Source organism: Candidatus Zixiibacteriota bacterium (assembly GCA_035574315.1).
GTDB lineage: Bacteria > Desulfobacterota > Binatia > UBA9968 > UBA9968 > DATLYW01.
This window is the reverse complement of record DATLYW010000015.1, coordinates 68,515-91,848: the sequence shown is the minus strand read 5'-3', so window position 1 is coordinate 91,848 and position 23,334 is coordinate 68,515. Positions and strand designations below refer to the sequence as shown.

The window sequence follows — 23,334 nt, the reverse complement described above, 5'->3', positions numbered from 1 at the left end:
GCCCGCATCCAGACCATGGCCCAGGCGTTCTGCTAGAAGCATTCTTTTTCAGTGACGGCGGGAGAAAGTCATGAAACCAATCAAGATAAGGACCACAGCTCCGCCAGAGGTGGAATCCGTCATTCAAACAATCACCCGGGCATGCTGATGGAAGGGCCGTCCGACAGGAATAGACCGCTCCAGGCTGTCCGCGAATTCCCCCTGCGCCAAGCGCTAAAGGAGCTGGGAAGTCGCTCCCCGCCAAGCCCGCCGGAGCCGAGATCCGAAAAGCACAGCCGCTCCCGGCCACGATTGTCAGGCGGCGGTCCTGTTTCGCTTGACGAGGCCCGAAATCGCGCCTCCGATGCCCATGACGATCGCCAGGAAGATCGCGCCGCCGAGCCACTGGGCGACCGTCACCCCGAAGAACACGACGTTGATCAGGCTGGTGACCCAAGCGCCGGCGGCAACGAAGCGCAAATGACGCCAGCGGTCTTGCGGCGCCAGGCAGCCGATGATGGCGAAGGCGACGACGCCCAGGAAAAAGTTGGAGACGGCCACGGCGCGTGCGAACCCCTGCGGATCGGCGGAGGGGCCGCCCGTGATCACGCCCACCGCGAAACCCCCCATTGCCGTGAGCGCCCATACGATGACGACGTCGCGAACGAGCGGGCCGACCCGAATCAGGGCCGCGCCCGTCGACGAATTCCCGCTTCGTTTATCGTACAGTTTCCCCGTCAGGTTTCTCGATTCCATGCAACCTCCCGATGCCTGGAGCTCCTGAAATCGCGTGTCCGGAATCTCGGCCGTCGCCGCTCTCCCTTGCCCGACGGCGGGAACGATCATATCACCAAATGGATGTTCGCGAAAAACAACTTGTCCGCTCGGAGGAAGCGGGCGGTGGACGATTCGTCCCGAAGACTACTTTAAAAGGCCATTTCTTCCGGAACTTCTCGTGTCCGCGGAGTCGGCGCGCGGCGGCTTACCCGGCGAAGAGCATCGCCTTGTGGATCGTCAGGCGAAGCTCCTGGCCTTCGCGGAAGTCGGCGGCGTTGGAGGTCTGGACCCGGAGCGTTTCGCCGTCGGCGCGCACGCGGTAGTCGATCAGGTTTCCGAGATAGCTTCGCATCTCGATCCGGCAGGCGATCGGACCCGAGCCGTCGAACGTGATGTCCTCGGGGCGAACCGCCAGCGTGCAGCGGCCCCGGTGGCCGCGGGGATCGAGGACCTCCAGGCGCGCGCCCCCGGCCAGCTCGACCACGGCGGTTTCGCCTTCGCGCGCGACCACCGAGCACGGGATGAAGTTCATGAGGCCGATGAAATCGGCGACGAACCGGTCGCTCGGGTGCCCGTAGATCTCCGGGGGCGTTCCGATCTGGACGATGCGGCCGGCGTTCATCACCGCGAGCCGGTCGGACATCGACAGCGCCTCGGCCTGATCGTGGGTGACGTAGAGGATCGGGATGCCGGAGCGGCGCTGCAGCTCCTTCAGCTCGAAGCGCATCTGCTCGCGCAGCTTGGCGTCGAGGTTGCTGAGCGGCTCGTCGAGCAGCAGCACTTCCGGCTCCTTGATGAGCGCGCGGGCGAGCGCAACCCGCTGCTGCTCGCCTCCGGAGAGCTGACTGGGGTAGCGCTCGGCGAGCTGCGAGAGCCCCACGGTGGCGAGGATCGAGCGGAGCTTTTCCTCGAGCGTCGCCTGCGGGACTTTCTTGAGCTTGAGCGGATAAGCGATGTTCTGCCGGACCGTCATGTGCGGCCAGACCGCGTAGTTCTGGAACACCATGCCGATCGGCCGCTCTTCGGTCGGGACGTTGAGTCCCGCCGCGGTCGAGTTGACGCAGGTCTCGCCGATGTAGATCTCCCCCGCGGTCGGCTCCTCCAGCCCCGCCACGCACCGCAGAACCGTGCTCTTGCCGCAGCCGCTCGGTCCCAGCAGGGAGAAAAACTCCTTGTCGCGCACCGAGAAGGTGACGCAGTCGGCGGCCACCACGTTGCCGTAGCGTTTGGTCAGTTTCTCGATTCGAATCTTGTCCATGGCTAGATGCCGGCGACTCCGCCGGTCAACCGGCGGATCGCCACGCTCCCGAAGATCAGCAATGCCATGACGATCGAGGCCAGCGCGGCCGCGATCTCGCGGTAACCGGCGTCCTGCAGGTTGTAAACCACCACGCCGATCGTCTCGGTCTCGTGCGTGTAGAGCAGGATCGAGACCGTGAGCTCCCTTAGCGCCGGAAGAAAGACCAGGACCCAGCCGGCGATCATCCCGGGACGCGCCAGGGGCACGATCACGTCGCGCATCCGGGCGAAAAGCCTCGCCCCCGAAACCCGGGCCGCTTCCTCCAGCGAGTTGTGGACCTGTTGCAGGGTGGAATGCGTGGTGCGCACGGCAAAGGGCAGATAGACGGCCAGGTAGGCGACCAGGATGATCCAGAGCGTGCCGTAGAGACTTGCCGGCGGTCTCGACCACGCGAGGATCATGGCGATGGCGATCACCGTATGCGGGACAGCGTAGGGGAGGGTGGCGAGGAAGTCGAGCGCGCGGCTGCCGGGAAGCTTCGCCTTGACGTGCAGGTAGGAGATCGTCACTCCCACGAACATGCTCGCGGTGGCGGCGCCGGCGGCGAGGAAGAAGCTGTTCGCGATCGCGCGCCGCGCGGTTTCGAACTGCGCAACGTAGGCGAAGTTGTGGAGCGTGAAGCTCGACGCCCGCAGCGGCGCGCCCCAGTACTGGAGCAGGGCGGTCAGGACCATCGAGACGATCGGCAGGATCGATATCAAAAGGACGAAGAGCGCGACGCAGACGAAGAGCGGGTAGCGCATCGAGCGAAGCCTGAGCTCCGAAGGATGAACCGACTTTCCGGAGATGACCGTGTAGCGCCCCTCGCCCTTCTGCAGCCCGAACTGCAGCGCGGTCGAGACCAGCGCCACGGCCACGAGCATGCCGGAAAGGGCGGTGGCGAGGCCGAAATCGGGGATCGCGAGCGCGTAGTAGATGCTCGTCGTCAGCACGAAGAACCGCGCGCGCATCCCGAGCAGCGCAGGAATCCCGAAGTTGGCGAGAGCCCCGATGAAGGCAAGCAATCCGCCGGCGAGAATCGCCGGGAGCACCAGGGGGAGGGTGATTTCCTTCATGATGCGGTACGTGCCGGCTCCCGACGCCCGCGCCGCCTCCTCGAGGCTCGCGTCCATGCGCTCGAGCGCGCCGGCCACCGTGATGAAGACCAGGATGAAATAATGGACGGTGAGGACGAAGACGATGCCCCCCGCGCTGTAGATGTTCCAGGGAGCGGCCTCCCATCCCGAGAGATGGAGAAAAAACCGTGCGAGGTAGCCCTGCGGCCCGAGCAACTGGATCCAGGAAATCGCCGCGAAGAACGAGGGAAGAGCGTAGGGAAGGACGAGCAGGCTGCGCAGCGACCGCTTGAACGGAACGTCGGTTCTCACGACGAGGAAAGCGAGGAGCGTCCCCAAAAGCATGCACAGAAGCGAGGTGGCGCAGGAGACCCATACGGAGTTGAAGAGCGCGCGATAGTAGCTCGGGTGGGAAAAAACCTTGCGGTAGCTCTTCAACGAAAAGACGCCGGCGTCGAGGAAGCTGCGGTAGAAGACCTGCCAGAGCGGGTAGACGACGACGAGCAGGACGAAGAGGCCGGCCGCCCCCATGAGCAGGTAGCGGCGGTCGAACCTCGAAAGAGCCATGCGGCGGTCACCGGAGCGACGCGAGCGAGACTACTGAAGCATGATCTTCTCGAATCTCTCGCGGATTGCGGAGGCGTTCTCGGCGGCCCACTCATAGGGAATCGGCAGAAACTTGATCTGGGCGGCCGAAGGCTGTCCCTTGGGCGGGGCGACGTCTCCCCGGACGGGGATGACCTCCTGCTTTACGAGAAACTCCTGCCCCTCCCTGGACAGCACGTAGTCGACGAACGCCTTGGCGCCTTCGGGGTTTTTCGTTCCTTTGAGGATGGCGATCGGGCTCGGCACCGAGATCGCTCCTTCCGCGGGCCACACGATCGCGAGCGGCGCCCCCTTCCGGATCAGTCCGGTGATGATGTAGTCGAGCGTCATGGCGATCGCGAACTCCTTCCCGGCGAGCGCGCTCGCGGCTTCGGAGTTGCCCCTGACGATCGCCACGCCCTTGGCCCGCGCCCGCTCGAACCACCCCCAGCCGTCCTTGTGGACGAAAGCCGCCACGGTGACGAAATTCGAGCCCGAGTAGAGCGGATTGCCCATGACCGCCCGCTTGCCGAAGTCGGGAAACTCCTTCCAGGATCTGGGCGCCTGCGCGAGCGGCAGAAGCTCCGTGTTGACCGCGATGATCATGTTGATCAGCCGTCCCGCGGTGAAGAAGCCCTTGGGGTCCTTGAGGTCGGCGGGAATCGCCTTCGACTCCGGCGATACGTACGCGAGCAGCTCGCCGCGGCGCCTGAGCTCGTAGTAAATGGGCGCGTCCGCGAGCCACAGGAGATCGGCCCGTATGCCTCCGACCTCGCGTTCCGCGGCGAGCTTGGCGCCGACCTCGGTGCTCCCGGCGCGGTAGATCTCGACCTTGATGTCCGGCCGCTTCTTCTCGAAGGCGCGGGCGAACTGCGTGGCGAGCTCCTGCGGGACCGAGGTGTAGAGCAGGACCCGGCTGGGCGCTTTCGGTTGAGCGCGGGCGTCCGGACCGAACGCGAGCGCCGCGCCGGCGATCAGGAGCAGGAAGGCGCGGCGGCAGGACCGAACCTTCCGCGAAGCGGCGGGATCGAAGGCCCTCTTTTTCATATGCCCTCCAGTTGCTCGAGCTGCTCGGAGAGAAAAGCGACGGAGCGGCGGACCATCCCCGCTTCATCGCGAGGCTGCCAGCCTTCGATGACCAGCGGACCGTCGTACCTGGCCTCGAGCCGGCGCAACACTGCGGGAAATGATATCTCTCCCTCGCCCATCTGGACGTGGGTCTTGCCCGCCCTGGTGTCGCTGATGTGGATGTGGGTGATGCGGCGAAGCGCGCCGATGAACTCGCCTACGTCCATCACCGTGTGAGCGTGCGATATGTCGAAGGTGATCCCGAAATTGTCCAGGCCGACGGCGTCGACGATCCGGTTGGCGGCTTCGGGATCGATCACGACTTCCTTGTCGCGCCGCTCCATCGTTTCCATCGCCACCTGGATGCCGACCTCCTTGCCCCGTCTGGCAAAGCGGCTGAGCGCTTCGACCTGCCGCTCCCAGATGCTTTCGGGAGGATCCTTGCTGCCGGTGAGATGGCCGGGGTGGACGGTGATGATCCGGGCTCCCATCCGCGCGGCCTCCTCGATCGCCTGCTCGACCTGTTTCACCGATTCCGCCCGAATCCCGGCGTTGGCGGAGGTGATATTGAGATCACCGATCGGGCCGTGGACCGACAGGCCGAGACCGCACCGCCGGAGCTTTTCCAGCAGGCTCCCGTCGTCGTCACGGTGAAGATGCTCCGTCCAGACCTCCAGCCAGGGGATTCCTTGAGCGCGCGCGAGATCGATCACGTCCGCCAGGTTCCGGGACTTGAAGAGCAAGCTGGAAATCGCGACCAGCAAAGGGCCTCCGCGGGCTCCCTAGAACCATAGTGGGATCGGGCCACCCCTGTCAACCGAAGAGGTCCGGGCCGGCGCGCGGCTTCTCCCGCGCCGACGGTTGCTTTTGCGGAATCGGCGATGCTAATCAGGCCCCGTGGTCCCGTGTAGTTTTCGGCGCGGCAAAGGCCGGTGCTCGATGTTGATCCTCGCCGCCTTCGCCTGGTCGTGCGCAAAGCCGCTTTCGGGCTCGAGCTTCGACCCGGGTCCGCCGGGAAACAAGCGTTTCTTCGTGGTGAGCCACGGCTGGCATTCGGGAATCGTCATCAAGACGGCGGAAATTCGAGCGCGGGTCCTCCCGGAGATTGCGGACTTTCCGGGCGCCGATTACCTGGAGTTCGGTTGGGGAGACCGGGACTACTACCAGCACCCCGACCCCGGGCTCCGAGCGGCCCTGAAGGCGGCTTTCTGGTCTTCGGGCAGCGTTCTCTACGTCGGCGGCGTGACCGGAGACGTTGCGTCGTACTTCCGCGGCAGCGAGCTTTACGAGTTCTCCGTCTCGGAGGAGTCTTTCGACCGTCTCGTGAAGTTCATCGCCGAAACTTTTCTCAGGCCCGGGCAGGGCCGGGCGGCCGAGGCGCGGCCCGGAGGGTCGCCGCGGAGCCGTTTCTATCCGGCGAGGGGCAAGTTCAGCCTTCTGAGAACCTGCAACACCTGGGTCGCCGAGGCGTTGCATGCCGCGGGGCTGGCGGTAAGCCCCGCGTGCGTCGTTACGGCGGGCGGTCTTGCCCGCCAGCTCGGCAATGCCTCGGGGCGCAGGCTCCAATGAGCGCAGCGCTGCGTTTCCCGCTCACTGAGACAGCTTGCGCACGCGCTCGATCACTTCGCGGGGCTGGTTCATCGCCTCGAGCATCTGGCGCTGGACTTCCGCCCCGCTCAGAGTCGTGAGCTCGAGGCGCTTCTTCTTGGCTTCCTCGACGACCTCGGGCTCGCGGAACGCATTGAGATAGGCGTCGCGCAGCAACTGCACGCGCTCGGGCGGAATCCCGGGAGCCGCGACCAGGGGGCGGCCCAGGGTCGCGGAAACCAGCATCAAGCGGGCGACGTTTCGGCCGATCGCCGTCGTTCTTTTCTTTTCCATCAACTCGTTCAGCGTCGCGGCCTCGGGCAGCCGCGGATCCCTCTGCGCTCCCGTCTGCAACAGATGCCGGTCGAAGCCGTTCTTGTGCCAGGTGAAATAAGGCTCGCGCGCGAAGTGGGTCGTGATCCCGGTTCCGCGGCACTGAATCTCGCCCTTCTCGATCGCCAGGTCGATCTCGGCGCCTCCGGGATAGCCGCGCACGACGGTGAGGCGCGCGCCGAGGGTTTCGTCGAGCACGTTGGCCAGTATGGTGGTGAGGTCGGAGGTGCCGGTGGCGCCGCATTTCGGGAGATCCCTGGCGCCGATGACGTCCTCGATCGATTTCCATGGCGTGTCGGACTTCATGTAGAGGAGCAGATCGCGGCGGTCCACGCTGCCGACGTAGTTGATCTTGCTCATGTCGAACTGGACCTCGCTTCGCCCGAGGAGCTGGTCGAGGTAGATCCCGCTTCCCACCATGGCCAGCGTCAGCCCGTCCGGCTTGGCGACGTTGTAGACGTAGTTCATCGCCGTCAGCGAGCCCGCCCCGGGCATGTTCTGCACGAGCGCGGCGGGTGCTCCTGGAATGTGCTTGGGCATGTTCCGGGCAAGAATGCGGGCGTACTGGTCGTAAAGGCCGCCCGGGGTGAAGCCGACGACGATGCGAATGGTCTTGCCCTGGTAGAACGGCGCGCTCTGCGCGGCGGCAAAGCGAGCCGGCAGCGTGCTGGCGGCAAGAAGCAGCAGGCCGATTCGGTAAAGGGTGTTGGCGCTCATCGGGCCCTCCCGTTCGCGTGGCGACAGCTGCTTATACGGCGGGCGCCGTGGCTTGCGCAAGCGGCGCCGGGACCCGCCGGAGCGGCCTGGATGCGGAGTTGTTCGGCCGAGACTTTTCCGCGTCGGGCAGTGCAGCAGTGCAATGGTTCCAGGCTCAACGGTTCACTGTAAGAAACCGGAAGCCAGATACCGCGACCAGAAACTAACTGCCGATGTACAACTTTCTCCGAAAACGACAAATTTGAACAGCCGCTCTTGCGGCGGGCTTCCGCGGTCCGGTTCGATTTTTGTCTCCCTGCGAGCGGCGCTGCGGGGAAGCGGCAACAATCTCGACGCGCCCGATGATGAGTCGTGCCGGAGCGGCCTTGGCGCCGGGTCGCGAAGGCCAGCTCAGTCCGGATGGCACCTCCTTTGCTCTCGCCCACCAGCGGCATCGCTCGATTTTCCGTTCGACGGGGCTTTGCGGCCCGTAACCGTTCCAGGAGGGAGGTCCTATGGCGCTTTGGAAAGACTCGATGCAGAACGAGCAAGGCGAGGTCCCGGAGCAGGAGCCCGCGCGCGTGACTCCGATGGCCGTGGCGTCCCGCAGGGAAAGCCCGCTCAGGAGCCGGCAGGAATCGGTGTTCGGCCCTGGAGTGACCATCGAAGGGAAGATCGAGGGTGACGCCGACGTCCGCATCGCCGGCAGGTTCAAAGGCGACATCCATATCAAAGGCGACCTCAACATCGAAAAGGGCGCCCATCTCACCGCAAAGATCAACGCCGAGACGGTCACCATCGAGGGAGAACTGGAAGGGAACGTCGTCGCGAGCGGCCACGTGAAGCTGCTCGAGAGCGGTCAGGTGATCGGAGATCTCAAGGCAAAGACGTTGACGGTGGCCCCGGGCGCGAAGATGCGCGGCAACGTCGAGTTCGGATGGAATGAATCCGAAAGCGTGAAAGCCGCGCCGAGCATGCGATCTCACGAGACCGCGAAGAGCGCGTCCGTTGTATGAAGGCGAGGACGAGCCGCGCGCCCGCTCCGGGCGAATCGCGGATCTGTCCGCATTGCAAGGCGACGATCCTCAAGAGCGCGGTATCCTGCCCGATCTGCCAGCACGCTTTGCGGTTCGCCGCCCCCGGCGGGATCGCGCCGCAGCCGTATCACGTAACCTGCCCGCTTTCGGTCCAGGGGACGATCCGCCACCACGGCGAGCAGGAGGCGCTCGAGTACGCGATCCTGGTCGAGGTCCACGACGAGGCGGGAAGGCTGATTTCGCGGCAGTCGGTCGGCGTGGGAGCGCTCTCGAGAAGCGAGGAGCGAACGTTTTCGCTCAAGGTCGAGGTCTCGGTGCCGCTGGCGCCGGTCTGATCGAGAAAACTACCTCCGCGCGCCCTTGCCGGCCGCGGCCTTTCGCCGTTCGATGGCGGCTTCGGCTCTCGGGCTGATCGCGCGCCGGACGGCGACGTTGACGAGCGCCGGCCGTCCCGCGGCCAACGCCCGCTGCAACGCCGGGCCCAGATCCTCCGGGCGGTCCACGAACTCGCCATATCCTCCGAGGCTCTGCGCCAGCTCGTCGTAGCGGCTCTGCCTGAGCTCAGTGGCGACCGGCCGGCCGTAGAGGCCGAGCTGGATTTGCCGGTCGATACCCCAGGCGGCGTCGTTCCCGAGAACGGCGACGATGTCGAGGCGGTGGCGCACCGCAGTATCGAACTCCATTCCGTTGAAGCCGAAGGCCCCGTCGCCCGTCAGCATGAAAACCCGCGAGTCCGGGTAAGCGATCTTGGCGGCGAGCGCCGTGGGAAGCGAAGAGCCCAGCATCCCGAGGCTCGACACGTAAAGCCACCGCTTCGGCTTGAGCGCCGGGTGGTAGGAGCGGCCGAAATGGCAGAAGTCGCCGCCGTCGAAGACCAGGCAGTCGTCGGGACCCAGAAGCGACCGGACCGTCTTGTGGACGAAAAGCGCGTGCATGGGCTGCTCCGGGCGGGCCAGGTCTTCGGCCCATCTCGTCTGCGCCGCACGGGTCGCGCGCAGCTCCTCGATCCACGGAAGCTCCTTCCACGGTTCGCGTTCGGCCTCTTTCGTGAGCTGGGCCAGCACCGCGCTCACGTCGCCGCAAATCCCCACGTCCACGCCGCGGTTCCGTCCGATCTCGAGCGGCGAGGGATCGACCTGGATCAGGCGCGCGCCCGCGGCGACGCTGGGCGGCCGGCAAAAGCCGATCGTGAAATCCTGTTTCCGACCGAGCAACAAAACGGTGTCGGCCTCCCGCAGACGCCCGGCGGCGCGATTCAAACCGCGCTCGAAGAATCCGAACGCGTACGGGTGATCGTCGGGGATCAGCCCGCGCGCCTGCTCCTCGGTGAAGACCGGAAGGCGGGTGGTCTCGATGAATCGCTGAAGCGCCTCGCCGGAGAGCGTGTAACCGGCGGCGCTGCCCGCGATCACCATCGGTCTTTCGGCCCGGCGCAAAAGGGCGATCGCCCGGCGCACGGCCTCGGGATCGCCGTGCGGGCGGGCTGGGGGCCGGTACGCCTCCGGCGGCGTAAAGATCACCTCGTCCTCGTCGACCGTTTTTTCCTGAAGATCGATGGGGATCGTGAGATGGACGGGGCCGCGCCGGCCGGAGAAGGCGAGCCGCAGGGCGCGGGCGATGTACTCGGGGATCCGGCGCGCGTCGTCGACCATGAAAGCGCCTTTCGTGACCGGCGCGGCCATGGCGACCTGCTCGATTTCCTGCTGGGCTCCCCGCCCGAGATCGTGCCGGTCGGCGCACCCGGCGATCGACAGTACCGTGGACTCGTTGTGCATCGAGTTGGCGAGGCCGGGAATCGCGTTGGCGAAGCCCGGCGTGGTGTAGAGGCAGACGCCGGGTTGCTCGGTGATGCGGCTCCACGCGTCCGCCATGTGCACCGCGGCCTGCTCGTGGCGCGTATCGAAGATGCGAAAGTCCTGGTCCGCCATGACGTCGAGGATCGGCAGGATATGATCCCCGGCCAGGCCGAAGACGTTTCTCACGCCCTCGAGCTTCAACGCCTTGCAGACGAGATGAGCCCCCGTGACTCGAGCCATCGAACCTCCGGTTCGTTTGAAACCCGCGGAATCCGCCCGGTTACGCGCCGAAGAACTCCGTGAAGCGCTTGCGGATCTCCTCGTTGCGCCGCTCCAGCTCCTCCGGATCGACCAGGAGGAGCTTCAGCTCCGAGAGCTTCGGCTTGTCCGCGGGATAGACGACTTCGGGATGCGGCACGTACAGCCCCTCCCGGTCGGCGAGGAATTGCTGCACTTCCTTGCTGAAGATGAAATCGGTGAACAACCGCGCGGCCGCCGGCCGCGGCGAGAACGCGGTGATGGCCGACGGGGAGATCACCAGCGGAACGCCGTCCTGCGGGTAGACGATGCCGAGCGGGTTGCCCTTTTTCCTCTGCGAATACAGGAAATACTCCGCGCCGTTGGCTCCGACCAGACGCTCTCCCGCCGCGACGGTCTGAGCGGGGTCGTGCACCGATTGCGTCAGATGCGGTTTGTTCTGTGCGAGCCGCTTGAAATAGTCCCAGCCGTAGAGGTTGACCAGCGCCAGCATGTAAGTCGCGATCGCGCCGCTGTAGCCAGGATGGGCGGTCACGAGCTTTCCCTTCCACTTGGGGTCGAGCAGATCCTTCCAGGTCTTCGGCGCCTCGGCGGCGGGGAGGAGCTTGGAATTATAGGACGTAACGATCAGGAACGCGCGCCAGCCGAAGGCGATGCCGGCGGGATCGCGAAACGCTTCGGGAAAGCGCTCGGCGCCGGCGGGAGCGTAGCGGGCCAGCATCTCCTTTCTCTTGAGCAGCACGTAATGACCGGCGTCCGAGGAATTGAAGACGTCGGCATTCCTGATGCCGGTCGACGCTTCCTGCATGATCCGCTGGAAAATTCGCTCGGAGCCCGAGCGCTGCACCTCGACCTTGATTCCCGGATAGGCCTGCTCAAAAAGCTGCGCTACGCGGCTGGCCGTCATCGCGGCCGCGCCCGTGTACCAGACGACCTTCCCTTCCTTGCGCGCCTCGGCGAGCCGGCTCTCCTGCGCGAAGGCGGGGGCGCCCGCCACGAAGAGCGCAACGCAAAGAAGCACGTTCGACACAGTCGCCAGGGTCGAAAATGGCTTGCTACGTTTCATGGCGCCTCCCCCGGGCCGGTTCCTCGGAAAGGCTTCACCGCCTCCGGCCCGTTCGTCGACGAGCTTCCGTTTATTACACCGGGGGCCGCGCGTCAACGGTTGATTCCTCCGTCCTCAAGGGCCGGGAGCACAGCAACCTTTGCTCCTTGACATATCAAGAGCTAAGACAGTATGGGAGAAGGAACTCATTGAGGTTTGCGGGTTCCGGTCTGGCGAAGAAGCACTGACCGAAGATCGGACAGCGGTCGGAGATACGCGCCAGGCAGTCCATTGGGAGGTCGAGTCCAGCAGTCGATGCGCGGCGGGAACGCCGCCGCGCATCGACTATATGCCAACGAACTCAAATACAAATAGTTGGGGAGGGGCTTCATGAAGACGATCTCTTCCGTGACACTGTCGCGAATGAGCAGGGGGCTCGGAGTCCTCGCCCTGGTGCTCGCCATCGGGGCACCGGCCGGCGCCGCGGCTCCGTACTACGAGGGGAAAACCATCGAGGTCATCATCCCCTTTCCGGTCGCGGGCGGCACCGACGTCTGGATCCGGACCATCGCGCCCTATCTCGAAAAAAATATTCCCGGCAACCCCAAGTTCACTTTTCGCAACATCGGCGGCGGGCGCGGGATTCCAGGGATGATGGAGTTCGCGCTGAAGGCGAAAGCGGACGGCTACATGGCGGTGGTCAGCTCGGCGACCAATTATTTCCCGGTTCTCCTGGGGGACAAGGCGGCGAAATACGACTTTCGCCAGTGGAAGCCCGCTCTCGTCAACCCGGTCGGCGGCGTCATCTACGCGTCGCCGGCCACAGGGGTGAAACGAGTGGAAGACCTCGCAAAGGCGAAGAACCTGATCTACGGGGGCATCAGCGCCATCGGCCTCGACATGATCCCGCTCATCAGCTTCGAGCTGCTGGAGCTCGACGCAAAGGGAGTGCTCGGCTTCAAGGGACGGGGGGAGGCCCGGATCGCTTTCGAGCGCGGGGAGACCAACATCGACTATCAGACCACGCCCGCGTACAACGCCACCGTCGTGCCGCTGATCAAGGAAGGAAAAGCGATCCCGCTGATGAGCTTCGGCCAGCTCGACGATAACGGGAATATCGTCCGCGACCCGGCGGTCCCCGACCTGCCGACGGTGCCGGAGGTCTACGAGAAGCTCAAGGGCAAGAAACCTTCGGGGAGATTCTGGGAAACCTACAAGGTCTTCATGCCGTCCGCGTTCGCGGTCCAGAAGATCCTCTGGTTCAAAGGAGGCACGCCGGCGGAGGCGTTGCGGGCCTTCTACGAAGCGGCCGACCGGCTCGCCAGGGACAAGGAATTCCAGGCCAAGACGGAAAAGGTGCTCGGCGGCTATCCGCTGCTGCGCGGCGACCGGCTGGAAAAGACGATCCAGCAGGCTTTCCAGATCGACCCCGAGACGCAGCGCTTCGTCAGAGACTGGGCGAGCAAGAAGTACCGCGTCAAGTTCGACTGATCGGTCCCGGACTCGAGCGGAATCGAGCACATGTGGGAGGCCGCCCTCACCGCCCTCGAGAAGTTTTCCAACCCGGTTCATCTCGGTTTGCTCGCTGCCGGCGTCGTCTCGGGGACGGTCATCGGCATCCTTCCGGGGCTGGGCGGGATCGCCTGTGTGGCGATCCTGCTGCCCTTCATCTACACGATGGACGTTCATTCGGCGATGGTGCTCCTGGTGGGCTCGCTCGCCGTGGTCCATACCTCGGACACCATCACCTCGGTGCTCATCGGTACTCCCGGCTCGGCGGCCGCCGCGGCCACCGTTCTCGACGGCCACCCGCTGGCCAGGCAGGGGGAGGCGGCGCGGGCCCTGAGCGCCGCTTTCCTTTCGTCGCTGATTGGCGGGCTGATCGGTGCGGTCTTCCTGACGCTCTCGCTGCCGATCGCGCGCCCGCTGGTGCTGCTCTTCGGCTCGCCGGAGCTGTTGATGCTGTGCGTCCTCGGCCTCTCTTTCGCGGGATTCCTGACCGGAGCCGAACCGCTCAAAGGCGCGCTCGCCGCCTGCCTGGGCCTGCTGCTCGGAAGCGTGGGCGCCGCCCCGGCGGAAGCCGTCTATCGCTACACCTTCGATCAGCTCTATTTAATGGATGGAATTCCCCTGGTCGCCGTGGCGCTCGGAGTCTTCGGCGTCGCCGAGGTCATAGACCTTTTGACCAAGGGGGGACAGATCGCCGAGCGGATACCGCTGGGTCGCGGCTGGCTTCAAGGGGCAAGGGACGTCCTGGAGCATTGGGGGATCGTGGTGCGGGGGGCGTTGATCGGCGTGTGGGCCGGGATTCTGCCGGGGATCGGGGCGACCGCCGGGTCCTGGATGAGCTATGGCCACGTGGTCGCGATGGCGCGCGATCGGGAGCGCTTCGGCAAGGGGGACATCCGCGGCGTCATCGGTCCGGAAAGCGCGAACAACTCCGTCGAAGCGGGGGACTTCATTCCCACGCTGCTCTTCAGCGTTCCCGGGGGGGCCCCGGCGGCGATCATGCTCGGAGCGCTTTTTTTCTACGGCATCCAACCCGGGCCGCGTATGGTTCAGGAGCATCTCGACCTGATCTTCACCATCATCTGGAGCTTCGCCCTGGCCAACACGATGGGCGCCGGTCTTTGCCTCTTCCTCAGCCCCGCGCTGGCGCGCCTCACCTGGATCCCTTTCCGGCGCCTGGCGCCGGCGGTGGTGGTGACGATTTTCTTCGGCGCGTTTCAGAGCTCGGAGCACTTCGGCGACATCTTCGCCCTGCTGAGCCTCGGTTTTCTCGGCTGGCTCATGAAGCAGCTCGGCTGGCCGCGGGCTCCGTTCCTGGTGGGGTTCGTCCTGACCAAACCGACCGAGCAGTACCTCTGGCTTTCGATCAGTCGCTACGACATGGATTGGCTGTGGCGCCCGGGAGTGATCGCGCTCGGGGTGCTGCTGTTGCTTTCACTGGCATGGATCGCACGAAGCAAGGGCGGCGGAGAAGCGTCCGGCGAGGACAGCTCGGAAGGGGTGGTGGTTCTCGGAAAAGTCCCCTCCATCCTGTTCACCTCCTCTGTGCTGCTGCTGTTCGCCGCGGCGCTCTACGAGGCGCGCTCGTTCCCGGACCTCGGCGCGATCTTCCCCATCGCGGCCACGGCGCCGGCGGTTTTGATGGCGGCGGCGCAGCTCGTGCTGGAGTTCCGGGCGACGCGGCCGCCGGCGGAGCCCGAGATTCGCAGGCGTACCAGGCTCGCCGTCGTTTACTTTGCCACGCTTCTGCTGTTTTTCGGCGCGATCTGGCTTTTCGGCTTCGGCGTCGCCACCGCGCTCTTTACCTTTCTGTTTCTCCGGTTTGCGGCCGGGATGCAGTGGACCTACGGCCTCCTCTACACCGCCGCGGTGGTCGGGGTAGCCGAGCTCATGACGTGGCTGCTAAACCTCTACTGGCCGAAAGGCGTTCTCCTGGGTGGATGAAATCGGAAGGAAACGGTTCGGCGCGCCGCGCCTCGGCCGCGAAGCGGCGCCCTTTTCGGTCGATGCCCGCATGCCGATGGACTCCTTAGAAGCTTCAGCCGTGGACGTACTGGTCATCGGCGGCGGTAACGCCGGGTTGTGCGCGGCGATCACGGCACGGCGCGCCGGCGCGCGCGTGCTCCTGCTCGAAAGCGCGACGAAGCACCTGCGCGGCGGCAACAGCCGGCACACGCGCGATATCCGGTACATGCACCGCGGGGCGACCGAGTACGTCACCGGGAGCTATCCCGAGGCGGAGTTCTGGGAGGATCTCAGGCAGGTCACCGGCGGCGACACCAACGAGCGCCTGGCACTCCAGGTGATTCGGTCTTCCGAGGACCTCGCGTCGTGGATGCAGACTCAAGGGGTTCGCTGGCAAAAGCCGCTTCGCGGCACGCTCCATCTCGCGCGTACCAACCTCTTCATGCTCGGCGGCGGCAAGGCGATGGTCAACGCCTACTACGAGACCGCGCTCGCGCTCGGCGTGAAGGTGGCCTACCAGTGCGAGGTCCGCGAGCTGGACATCCGCGACGGCCGCTTCGTGGCGGCGCGCGGCGGCGCGGCGGAGGAGTTCCGGGCCAGAGCCCTGGTCGTCGCCGCCGGCGGCTTCGAGGCGAACATCTCCTGGCTCAAGGAGTACTGGGGCGAGGCGGCGGAAAACTTCGTGATTCGGGGCACGCCATACAACCAGGGACGGATGCTGAAAGAGCTCCTGCGCTGCGGCGCGAAGCCGACGGGGAATCCCCGCGGCTGCCACGCGGTGGCGCTGGACGCGCGCGCGCCCAAATTCGACGGCGGCATCGTCACGCGTCTCGACAGCGTGCCGTTCGGAATCGTCGTCAACAACAAGGTCGAGCGCTTCTACGACGAGGGTGAGGACTTCTGGCCGAAGCGTTACGCGATCTGGGGCGGGCTGATCGCGCGCCAGCCGGACCAGATCGCGTACTCGATTCTCGACGCCAAGGCGCTTCCGTGCTTCATGCCGTCGGTGTTTCCTCCGGTCGAGGCCGGCTCGATCCCTGAGCTCGCCGCCGCGCTCGCTCTCGATCCGGAGAAGCTCACCGCCGTGGTCGAACGGTACAATCGTGCGGTTCGGCCGGGCACGTTCAACCCGGCGGTCCTCGACGACTGCCGGACTGAAGGCCTCGAGCCGCCAAAAAGCCACTGGGCCCGGCCGATCGACACCCCTCCGTTTTACGGCTATCCGCTTCGGCCGGGAATAACGTTCACCTACCTGGGGGTCGCCGTGGACGAGCGGGCCCGGGTGATCTTCCAGGACGAGCGTCCCGCGCAAAACGTCTTTGCGGCCGGTGAGGTGATGGCGGGCAACATTCTCACCCAGGGGTATCTCGCCGGGTTCGGACTCACCATTGGCGCGGTCTTCGGCCGCATCGCCGGGCAGGAGGCGGCGCGCTGTGCCGCAAGCTGATCTCGTCAAGGAGGGCGCGCGGCAGATGACGATCTGCAACGCGTGCCGCTACTGCGAGGGATACTGCGCGGTCTTCCCCGCGATGGAGCTGCGCCGGACCTTCGGCAAGGCGGACCTCGTCTACCTCGCCAATCTCTGTTTCGACTGTCGCGACTGCTACTACGCCTGCCAGTACGCGCCGCCGCACGAGTTCGCGATCAACATCCCCAAGCTCATGGCGGAGCTGCGGCGCGAGACCTACCGCGAGTTTACCTGGCCCGGCGCTTTCGCGCCGCTCTTCAACCGCAACGCCCGGGCGGTCGCGGCGATAACGGCGTCGGCGCTGGCCCTGATCGCCGTCTTCGTCCTGGTCTTCACCGGACCGGCGGCGCTCTTTGCGACCCATCTCGGCGAAGGCGCGTTCTATCGCGTGGTGCCGTACGCTGCCATGACCGTGCCGCCGCTTCTGGTCTCGATCTACGGACTGGCGGTTCTCGTCGCCGGTGCTCTTCGCTTCTGGCGCGAAACGGCCGGCGCTCCGGGCGGCAGCGTCGGTCCCGCGGCCTTCCTGTGTGCCGCAAGGGACGCGCTCGGCCTCGTTTACCTGAGAGGCGGCGGAGCCGGATGCAACTATCCCGGCGCCGGCTTTTCGGCCTCGAGGCGCTGGCTCCATCATCTGGTGTTCTACGGCTTTCTCCTGGATTTCGCCTCGACCAGCGTGGCGGCCTTCTACGACCACTTCCTCGGCTGGCAGGCTCCCTACCCGTTCTGGAGCTGGCCCGTGGTCCTGGGAACAGCCGGCGGCGTGGGGCTCATGATCGGAACCGCGGGGCTCCTCTACCTCAAATGGAAAAGCGACCCGGAGCCGTCGGATCGGCCGATGGTCGACATGGACGTGGCGTTCCTGGTGCTGTTGTTTTTGACCAGCGTGACGGGAATGGCGCTGCTCGCGTTTCGTGAGACTCCGGCGATGGGTACGCTGCTCGCGATCCACCTGGGAGCGGTGGCCGGCTTCTTTCTGACCTTGCCCTACGGTAAATTCGCGCACGCCGTCTACCGCTACGCGGCGCTGATCCGTTACGCCGCCGAGGAGCGCGAGGCCCGCCGCGAGGCGAATTGAGCGGGCAAAGATCTGCGGCGGAAGCAAAGCGTCGATGGAGCCGCCTCGCGATTGCGAGGCGAGAAAGGGGGTAGCCATGAGATACGGAAGAGCCGCCCGGCTCGCGTGCCTGGCCGGGATCGTCCTTTGCGCACGGGTCTCCTCGGCCGCGGAGATGGTCCGCGTGGCCTATCCTTCGATGAACACCTCTGTTTTCTCCCTGCTGCTCGCGCAGAAGGAAGGCTATCTGAAGGAAGAAGGAATCGACCTTCAACTCCTCAGCATTCGCGGCGAGATCGCGATCAGGACGGCGCTGGCCGGGGAGATCGACTTCTTCACCAACGCCGGCAGCGGCCTGGCGGCGGCCGTGCGGTCGGTCCCGGTGAAGATCGTGACGGTGCTCCAGGACAAGCCGGGCTGGGATCTCATCGCGCTGCCCGAGATCAAATCGATCGCGCAGCTTCGCGGCAAGAACATCGGCATCATGTCGCCGGAAGGGTCGCTCGCCGTGGTGGCGCGGGAGATGCTCCGGAAGAACGGCATCGATCCCGCGAAGGACGTGAACCTCGTCGTCATGGGAGGAGACTCCGTGCGCTACCCGGCGCTTCAGGCCGGTTCGATCCAGGCGACCCTGTTCAACGCCAGCATGAGCCTCAGAGCCCAGAAGGAGGGCTTCAGCAAGCTCGCCTCCGCGGGCGATTACGCCAATCTCATCGAAGGCGGGCTCGTCACCACCGACGAGCGGATCCGCCAGCATCCGGATCGGATCCTGCGGTTCATCCGGGGAACGCTCAAAGGGGTGAGGCTTTTCGCGTCGCGGCGAGGGCCGGCGATCGAGACGATGATGGGCGCCCTGAGAATGACGGATCGAAGCCTTGCGGCGGCGATCTACGACACGCAGTCGAAGCTGCTCCTGCGTGAAGGCGTAACCGACGACGGCGTCCTCCAGGCGATGATCGACTCCATGAAAAAGACCACCCGCGTCCAACGCGAGATCAAGGTTGCGGACGTCTTCGACCTGAGCTTTGCGCGCAGGGCGAATCGGGACCTCGAGGCGCGCGGCTGGAAGCCGTAACCGCGGCGGTCGGGCCGCTCCGCGGCGGTTCAATAGTTCAAAAGTTCAAAGGTTCAAGGTAAAAAACCAGAAACGAAAGACGAAAGACATGGATTGCGTCAAGATCGGCATCGGAGTTTCAAGCATCGGGCGCTTTCTTCCGTTCGTCGGACAGGCGGCTGGGTTGTTCGAAAGACACGGGATCTCGGTCGAGATCGTCAACCAGCAGGACGAGGAAAAGGTCGTCGAGGACATCGCCGCGGGAAGGACGCCGGTGGGCACGCCGAACGCTCCGTCGCTCGTGTTCTCGCTGCTGGAAGGAAACGACCTCGTGATCGTCGGCGGTATTCTGAACCGTCCGGCTTTCTTTCTCGCTGCGGCCCCGACGGTCGCCGGCGTGGAGGAGCTTCGGGGCAGGAAGGTCGGCATCAACCAGCCGCGGCGCATGGCGGGGATGATGATGCTTGCGCTGCTGCGGAGGTGGGGCCTGGATGCCGGGAAGGATCTTCGACTGGTGGACCTCGGCCTCAACGACCGAAGCCTGGACGCGCTCCAGGGCGGGGAGATCGATGCCGCGCTGCTGCCGCCGGAAAAGGCGTTTGCGGCCGAGGAGGAGGGTTTTCGCGTGATAGCCGACAGCCTGGGGCTCGACTGCCACTGGGTTCCCCTCGCGACCACACGCCGATTTCTCGCGGCCAACCAGGACCTCGTCCGTAGGGTGGCGCTGGTCTATGCCGAGAGCGTCAAGCTGTTCAGGAAAGAGCGCGAGGCGGCGCTCGGCGAGATCGGCCGCAGGCTGCCGCCCCTGGCCGGCCGCCGAGCGGTTCTGGAGAAATGCTGCGAGCTGTTCGCCGAGCGCTTCGAGCCCGACCTCGCCGTTTCTTCGGGCTCGATCCGTTCGATCCTGCAGGAAGTGGCATTGCAAGACACGCGGGCGGCGGGGATTGCGCCGGAAACGTTGGTCGAGAGGGTGATCGAGCGGTGAGCGGGCTCAGACCGCGTCGGTATAGGGCGCGTGCTCTTCGCAGTCCGAGCAGACCTCTTCGTCAGCCTCGGTGAAGTTCTCGCAACCCTTGGGGCCGTGGCTGGGGTGCCTGCACGGACAGGGCGCAACGGTGCTCTCGTCGGCCGGCTTCTTTTCGGCGAGGTCGTCGCTCATGGCCCCATTGTAGAGGTTTTTTAGAATCATTCCAGTCCGAGGAAGAAAAAAGTCGTCCCTCGGACCCCCGCGCTCGAACGATGAAAGACCTTCGACCTCAGGCGGTCCCTCTCCGCTCCGAAGCGATCGGGCTTACCGAGGTCGTGCAGCGCGGCTGGGGCCGCCTGCCGGGCAGGGGCTACCCGCTTCGGGTCGCGCTTGCGACCCCGTACTGGAACGGCGCCACTTACCGTCGCGCCCTGGGAGCGATGATTTCCGGCGCCGTGGGCGGTGGCCGCAGCCTGGCGCGGCTCGCCTCGCTCGTGCGCGAGCGCTGGGGCGCTCAGGATGCGGTTCTGTGCGGCTCCGGAAGCCTCGCCCTCGAGCTGGCCCTGCGCGCCTGCGGTGTCGGCGAAGGCGACGAAGTGATCGTTCCCGCCTTTTGCTGTACCGCCGTGCTTCGGCCCATCCGGGCGGCCGGCGCCTGCCCGGTCCTCGCCGACGTCGGCGAGGAGCTGAATCTCACGGCGGGCACTGTGGAAGCGGCCCTCGGCCCGAGGACGAAAGCCGTCATCGTTCCCCACCTCTTCGGCAATCCGGCCGAGATCGGCGCGATCACGGAGTTGGCGCGGGCGCGCGGGCTGCGGGTGATCGACGATGCGGCGCAAGCCCTCGGGGCGACCGCGGACGGACGTCCTCTGGGCGGCTTCGGAGACGCGGGGATCCTGAGCTTCGGGAGCGAAAAGGTCTGCTTCGGCGCGGGGGGCGGGGTCGTCATCGCGAAACAGCGAGGTTTCGCCGCCGGGCCCGGGGAAAACCTGGCTCGAGCCTCGTGCCTCAGAGCCGCAGCGAGGTTTTTCTCGACGGCCGTCTGCCGGCACTGGCGTCGCTGGACCTTTCCTCTCGTGCGGGCGTCCTCGCGGGCGGACCAAGACGGGCCATCCGCGCCGCCGTCGCCGTACCGCCGGGAGGCCATGGCGGAGGTCGAGGCCGCGGTCGCGCTCACGCTCCTGGAGACGCTCGAGACGAACATCGCGGCGCGCCGCGAGCGGGCTCGCGCCTACGCCGAGTTGCTCGGGAAGCACGAGCGCGTGCAGCTGATTCCGCATCGCGGCGGTTCCGCGTGCCTGACCCAGGTGGTTCGCGTGGCGCCACGGGGCCGCGACCGCGATCCGGCGGCGCGGCTGGTGGAGGTCTTGAACCACGCTGGTTTCGAGGTGCAGGGGAGCTACGTGCCGATTCATCTGATCGACTCCCATGCGCACCGGGGCCGCGGCGGGCTTGCGCGCGCCGAGAAGGTCTGGGCCGATCTGATCGAGCTTCCGTGCGAGCCGGACGTCGGCCTGGAAGAGGTCGAGCGCATCGCCTCGATCATTCAGCGCTCGCTTCGCTGAGCCGTCCGCCGGCCACCTGCAGGCGGAACCTCCCTTGCCTGCTTTTACCTCCGGCTCCGGGGGATTGTAATCGAAGCGACCCTGCGCTATTTCTCGCTCGAAACGAGGTTGAGCATCATGAGCTCCAACGGACGTTTTCGTTCTCTTCACGGCCTGTTTCGAGCGCTCGCGGCGATCGTTGCAGGGATCGCCGTCACGCTGGCGCTGCCGGAGCCGCGCACGCACGCTGCTGCGAGCAGCTTCACGGTGCGGGTCGGCTATCCGCAGCTCAACGGCGGGCAGGCGCCGCTCTGGGTGTTGCCCGAGGCCAGGGTCGACCGGCAGTACGGGGTCGACCTCAAACCGGTCTACATCCCCGGCGGCGTGCGGCTTACGCAATCGCTCATTTCCGGATCGATCGACGCCGCGATGACCGGGGGCGCTGCGGTGAACGCCATGCTGAGCGGCGCCGACCTGACCTACATAGCGATCCCGGTGCCGACCTTCGCCTTTTCCCTCTACGCGAGGCCGGAAATCAAGGACGTGCCCGATCTGCGCGGCAAGGTGATGGCGGTGATCACCAAGGGCGCATCGTCGGATCACGCGTCGATCGCGCTGTTGCGCCAGTACAGGATGACGCAACAAGACCTCAAGGTTCTCTATTTCTCGCGCCAGGAAGACGCGCTCGCCGCGCTCAAGCAAGGGATCGTGTCCGCCGCGGTTCATTCCGCCCCCACGACCCTGATGGCGCGGCGGCTCGGGTTCAAGGAGCTGGTCAACATCGGCTCGCTCAAGATCCCGTACCCGTTCTCGGGTCTCGCCATCAAGCGGTCCGTGGTCCAGCAGGACCAGAACCTGGTGCGGGCGTTCGTCAAGGCCTACGTCGCGGGCATCAAGATCGCTGTCGAGCAGCCCGAGCTCGCGAAGCGCGCCATGGGAAGATATCTGGCGACCCGGGATCAGGAGGTGATCGAGGAGGCCTACCGCAGCTTCGCCCCGCTGTTCCCGCGGGTTCCCTACGCCACCGACGAGGTGATCCGGGCGGCTCTCTCCGTCACGGATCATCCGAAGGCCGCTTCGGCCAACCCAAGGGATTTTTACGACAATCGCTTTTTGAGCGAGCTCGAAAACAGCGGCTTCATCAAAGAGCTCTACGGAAGCCGTTAGGTGAGCTTCGAGCCCGCAAGGAGGACTGCATGGGACAGATCCTCGGGCTTGGCATCACGCACTATCCGGGTCTTTCGGTCCAGGGAAACATCACCCGGCGCATCAAGGTCTGCCTCTCCGACCCGGCGCTCCCCGAGCGGCTGCGCTCGGCGGCCAACTGGCCGGAGCCGATGCGCCGGCAGTGGGGATCGGACGAAGGGCAGGCGCATTCGGACGCGCACCGTCGGGATATGGTCGACGGCTTTCGCCGCGCGCGCCGCGCGCTCGACGAGTTCCGACCCGATTTCTGCTTGATCTGGGGGGACGATCAGTTCGAGAACTGGCGCGAGGACTGCGTTCCGCCGTTCGCCGTTCTCGCCTACGACAGCGTCGAGGTTCAGCCGTGGCTCCACGATACGCGCGGCGTGAACTCGTGGAACGAGCCGAAGGATAAAACTTTCACCATCCGGGGCCACCGGGCCGGGGCGAAGAGCCTGGCCACGGCGCTGATCAACGAAGGCTTCGATGTCGCCTACGCTTACAGGCCGCTCCACGCTCCGTTGGGCCACGCCTTCGTCAACTCGGTCCTCTACCTCGACTGGGACCGGGCCGGGTTCCCTTACCCGGTCGTACCTTTCACGGTCAACAGCTACGGGCGGCACCTCACCGGCACGCAGGGCGTTCCCCCGACGCCGTCGAAGGGACGAAGCCTGGCCGAGGGAGAGGAAGACCCGCCGGGGCCGCAGCCGTGGCGCTGCTTTCAGCTCGGCGGCGCGGTCGCCCGCGCGCTCGCGCAGAGCCCGTGGAGGGTCGCGCTGATCGCCTCTTCGAGCTGGTCGCACTCGTTTCTTACGGCGAAGCACGCCCGCATGTATCCGGACGTGGAATCGGACCGCAGGTTCTTCGAAGCCTTCAGCCGCGGCGATTGGGAGATCTGGCGCACGGCCACGATCGAGGAGGCCGAAGACCGCGGACACCACGAGCTGTTGAACTGGTTCTGCCTGGCGGGAGCGATGGCCGAGCTGGGGCGCAAGCCCGACGAAGCGGTTTTCCTGGAGTCGTGGATCTCGAACTCCGACAAGGTCTTCGCGGTCTTTCGCCCCTGAGG

At 65.8% G+C, this 23,334-nt stretch carries 21 protein-coding genes; 12 read left to right on the top strand and 9 right to left on the bottom strand.

The features are described from left to right. Window positions 1–294 precede the first annotated feature (294 nt). From VNN77_04685 to VNN77_04665, 5 genes are all read right to left on the bottom strand, one after another. Window positions 295–735, bottom strand: coding sequence for a hypothetical protein (locus VNN77_04685; GenBank protein HXG50691.1), 441 nt, complete (start codon window positions 733–735; stop codon window positions 295–297). 226 nt (window positions 736–961) lie between these two features. Continuing rightward, window positions 962–2,014, bottom strand: coding sequence for an ABC transporter ATP-binding protein (locus tag VNN77_04680; GenBank protein ID HXG50690.1), 1,053 nt, complete (start codon window positions 2,012–2,014; stop codon window positions 962–964). A gap of 2 nt (window positions 2,015–2,016) precedes the next feature. Further along, the gene (locus VNN77_04675) at window positions 2,017–3,678 is read right to left on the bottom strand and encodes an iron ABC transporter permease (GenBank protein HXG50689.1); all 1,662 of its coding nucleotides are present in this window, start codon (window positions 3,676–3,678) and stop codon (window positions 2,017–2,019) included. Window positions 3,679–3,708: 30 nt separating this feature from the next. Beyond that, entirely contained in the window at window positions 3,709–4,743 is a 1,035-nt protein-coding gene (locus VNN77_04670; GenBank protein ID HXG50688.1) for an ABC transporter substrate-binding protein, read from the bottom strand. Continuing rightward, window positions 4,740–5,528, bottom strand: a complete 789-nt coding sequence (locus VNN77_04665; GenBank protein ID HXG50687.1) for a sugar phosphate isomerase/epimerase family protein — start codon at window positions 5,526–5,528, stop codon at window positions 4,740–4,742. The genes VNN77_04670 and VNN77_04665 overlap by 4 nt, the downstream gene beginning before the upstream one ends. Window positions 5,529–5,703: 175 nt before the next feature. On the opposite strand from VNN77_04665, the gene VNN77_04660 reads away from it, so the two are divergent. After that, on the top strand, window positions 5,704–6,333 hold the full coding sequence (locus tag VNN77_04660; protein ID HXG50686.1) for a DUF2459 domain-containing protein: 630 nt from the start codon (window positions 5,704–5,706) through the stop codon (window positions 6,331–6,333). A gap of 21 nt (window positions 6,334–6,354) precedes the next feature. Here VNN77_04660 and VNN77_04655 read toward each other — a convergent pair whose 3' ends face one another. After that, window positions 6,355–7,401, bottom strand: coding sequence for a tripartite tricarboxylate transporter substrate-binding protein (locus VNN77_04655; protein ID HXG50685.1), 1,047 nt, complete (start codon window positions 7,399–7,401; stop codon window positions 6,355–6,357). Window positions 7,402–7,895: 494 nt separating this feature from the next. On the opposite strand from VNN77_04655, the gene VNN77_04650 reads away from it, so the two are divergent. Further along, window positions 7,896–8,396 carry a polymer-forming cytoskeletal protein gene (locus tag VNN77_04650; GenBank protein ID HXG50684.1) on the top strand — a complete coding sequence of 167 codons (501 nt, stop codon included), beginning with the start codon at window positions 7,896–7,898 and terminating at the stop codon, window positions 8,394–8,396. After that, on the top strand, window positions 8,393–8,752 hold the full coding sequence (locus tag VNN77_04645; GenBank protein HXG50683.1) for a hypothetical protein: 360 nt from the start codon (window positions 8,393–8,395) through the stop codon (window positions 8,750–8,752). Before VNN77_04650 ends, VNN77_04645 begins: the two co-directional genes overlap by 4 nt. 9 nt (window positions 8,753–8,761) lie before the next feature. On the opposite strand, the gene VNN77_04640 is transcribed toward VNN77_04645, so the two are convergent. Together VNN77_04640 and VNN77_04635 are read right to left on the bottom strand one after the other, a co-directional pair. Next, complete coding sequence (locus VNN77_04640) at window positions 8,762–10,453, bottom strand: thiamine pyrophosphate-binding protein (GenBank protein ID HXG50682.1); 1,692 nt, start codon at window positions 10,451–10,453, stop codon at window positions 8,762–8,764. A gap of 40 nt (window positions 10,454–10,493) precedes the next feature. Further along, the gene (locus VNN77_04635) at window positions 10,494–11,537 is read right to left on the bottom strand and encodes an extracellular solute-binding protein (GenBank protein HXG50681.1); all 1,044 of its coding nucleotides are present in this window, start codon (window positions 11,535–11,537) and stop codon (window positions 10,494–10,496) included. A 369-nt stretch (window positions 11,538–11,906) separates the two neighbouring features. On the opposite strand from VNN77_04635, the gene VNN77_04630 reads away from it, so the two are divergent. The 6 genes from VNN77_04630 (at window position 11,907) to VNN77_04605 (ending at window position 19,554) form a co-directional block, all read left to right on the top strand. Next, on the top strand, window positions 11,907–13,007 hold the full coding sequence (locus VNN77_04630) for a hypothetical protein (protein HXG50680.1): 1,101 nt from the start codon (window positions 11,907–11,909) through the stop codon (window positions 13,005–13,007). A 30-nt stretch (window positions 13,008–13,037) separates the two neighbouring features. Continuing rightward, the gene (locus tag VNN77_04625; protein ID HXG50679.1) at window positions 13,038–14,969 is read left to right on the top strand and encodes a tripartite tricarboxylate transporter permease; all 1,932 of its coding nucleotides are present in this window, start codon (window positions 13,038–13,040) and stop codon (window positions 14,967–14,969) included. A 70-nt stretch (window positions 14,970–15,039) separates the two neighbouring features. Next, window positions 15,040–16,437 carry an FAD-dependent tricarballylate dehydrogenase TcuA gene (gene tcuA, locus VNN77_04620; GenBank protein ID HXG50678.1) on the top strand — a complete coding sequence of 466 codons (1,398 nt, stop codon included), beginning with the start codon at window positions 15,040–15,042 and terminating at the stop codon, window positions 16,435–16,437. After that, window positions 16,424–17,536: a tricarballylate utilization 4Fe-4S protein TcuB gene (gene tcuB / locus VNN77_04615; protein ID HXG50677.1), complete on the top strand. Its 1,113-nt coding sequence runs from the start codon at window positions 16,424–16,426 to the stop codon at window positions 17,534–17,536. Before tcuA ends, tcuB begins: the two co-directional genes overlap by 14 nt. Before the next feature lie 76 nt (window positions 17,537–17,612). Further along, the gene (locus VNN77_04610) at window positions 17,613–18,590 is read left to right on the top strand and encodes an ABC transporter substrate-binding protein (protein ID HXG50676.1); all 978 of its coding nucleotides are present in this window, start codon (window positions 17,613–17,615) and stop codon (window positions 18,588–18,590) included. A gap of 88 nt (window positions 18,591–18,678) precedes the next feature. Beyond that, the gene (locus VNN77_04605; GenBank protein HXG50675.1) at window positions 18,679–19,554 is read left to right on the top strand and encodes an ABC transporter substrate-binding protein; all 876 of its coding nucleotides are present in this window, start codon (window positions 18,679–18,681) and stop codon (window positions 19,552–19,554) included. A gap of 6 nt (window positions 19,555–19,560) precedes the next feature. Here VNN77_04605 and VNN77_04600 read toward each other — a convergent pair whose 3' ends face one another. Then, window positions 19,561–19,728 (bottom strand): hypothetical protein, encoded by a 168-nt coding sequence (locus tag VNN77_04600; GenBank protein ID HXG50674.1) that lies wholly within the window; start codon window positions 19,726–19,728, stop codon window positions 19,561–19,563. An 80-nt stretch (window positions 19,729–19,808) separates the two neighbouring features. On the opposite strand from VNN77_04600, the gene VNN77_04595 reads away from it, so the two are divergent. The 3 genes from VNN77_04595 (at window position 19,809) to VNN77_04585 (ending at window position 23,332) form a co-directional block, all read left to right on the top strand. Beyond that, entirely contained in the window at window positions 19,809–21,101 is a 1,293-nt protein-coding gene (locus VNN77_04595; GenBank protein ID HXG50673.1) for a DegT/DnrJ/EryC1/StrS family aminotransferase, read from the top strand. Window positions 21,102–21,218: 117 nt separating this feature from the next. Next, window positions 21,219–22,247: an ABC transporter substrate-binding protein gene (locus VNN77_04590; GenBank protein ID HXG50672.1), complete on the top strand. Its 1,029-nt coding sequence runs from the start codon at window positions 21,219–21,221 to the stop codon at window positions 22,245–22,247. 29 nt (window positions 22,248–22,276) lie between these two features. Beyond that, window positions 22,277–23,332 (top strand): extradiol ring-cleavage dioxygenase, encoded by a 1,056-nt coding sequence (locus VNN77_04585; protein ID HXG50671.1) that lies wholly within the window; start codon window positions 22,277–22,279, stop codon window positions 23,330–23,332. Window positions 23,333–23,334 lie beyond the last annotated feature (2 nt).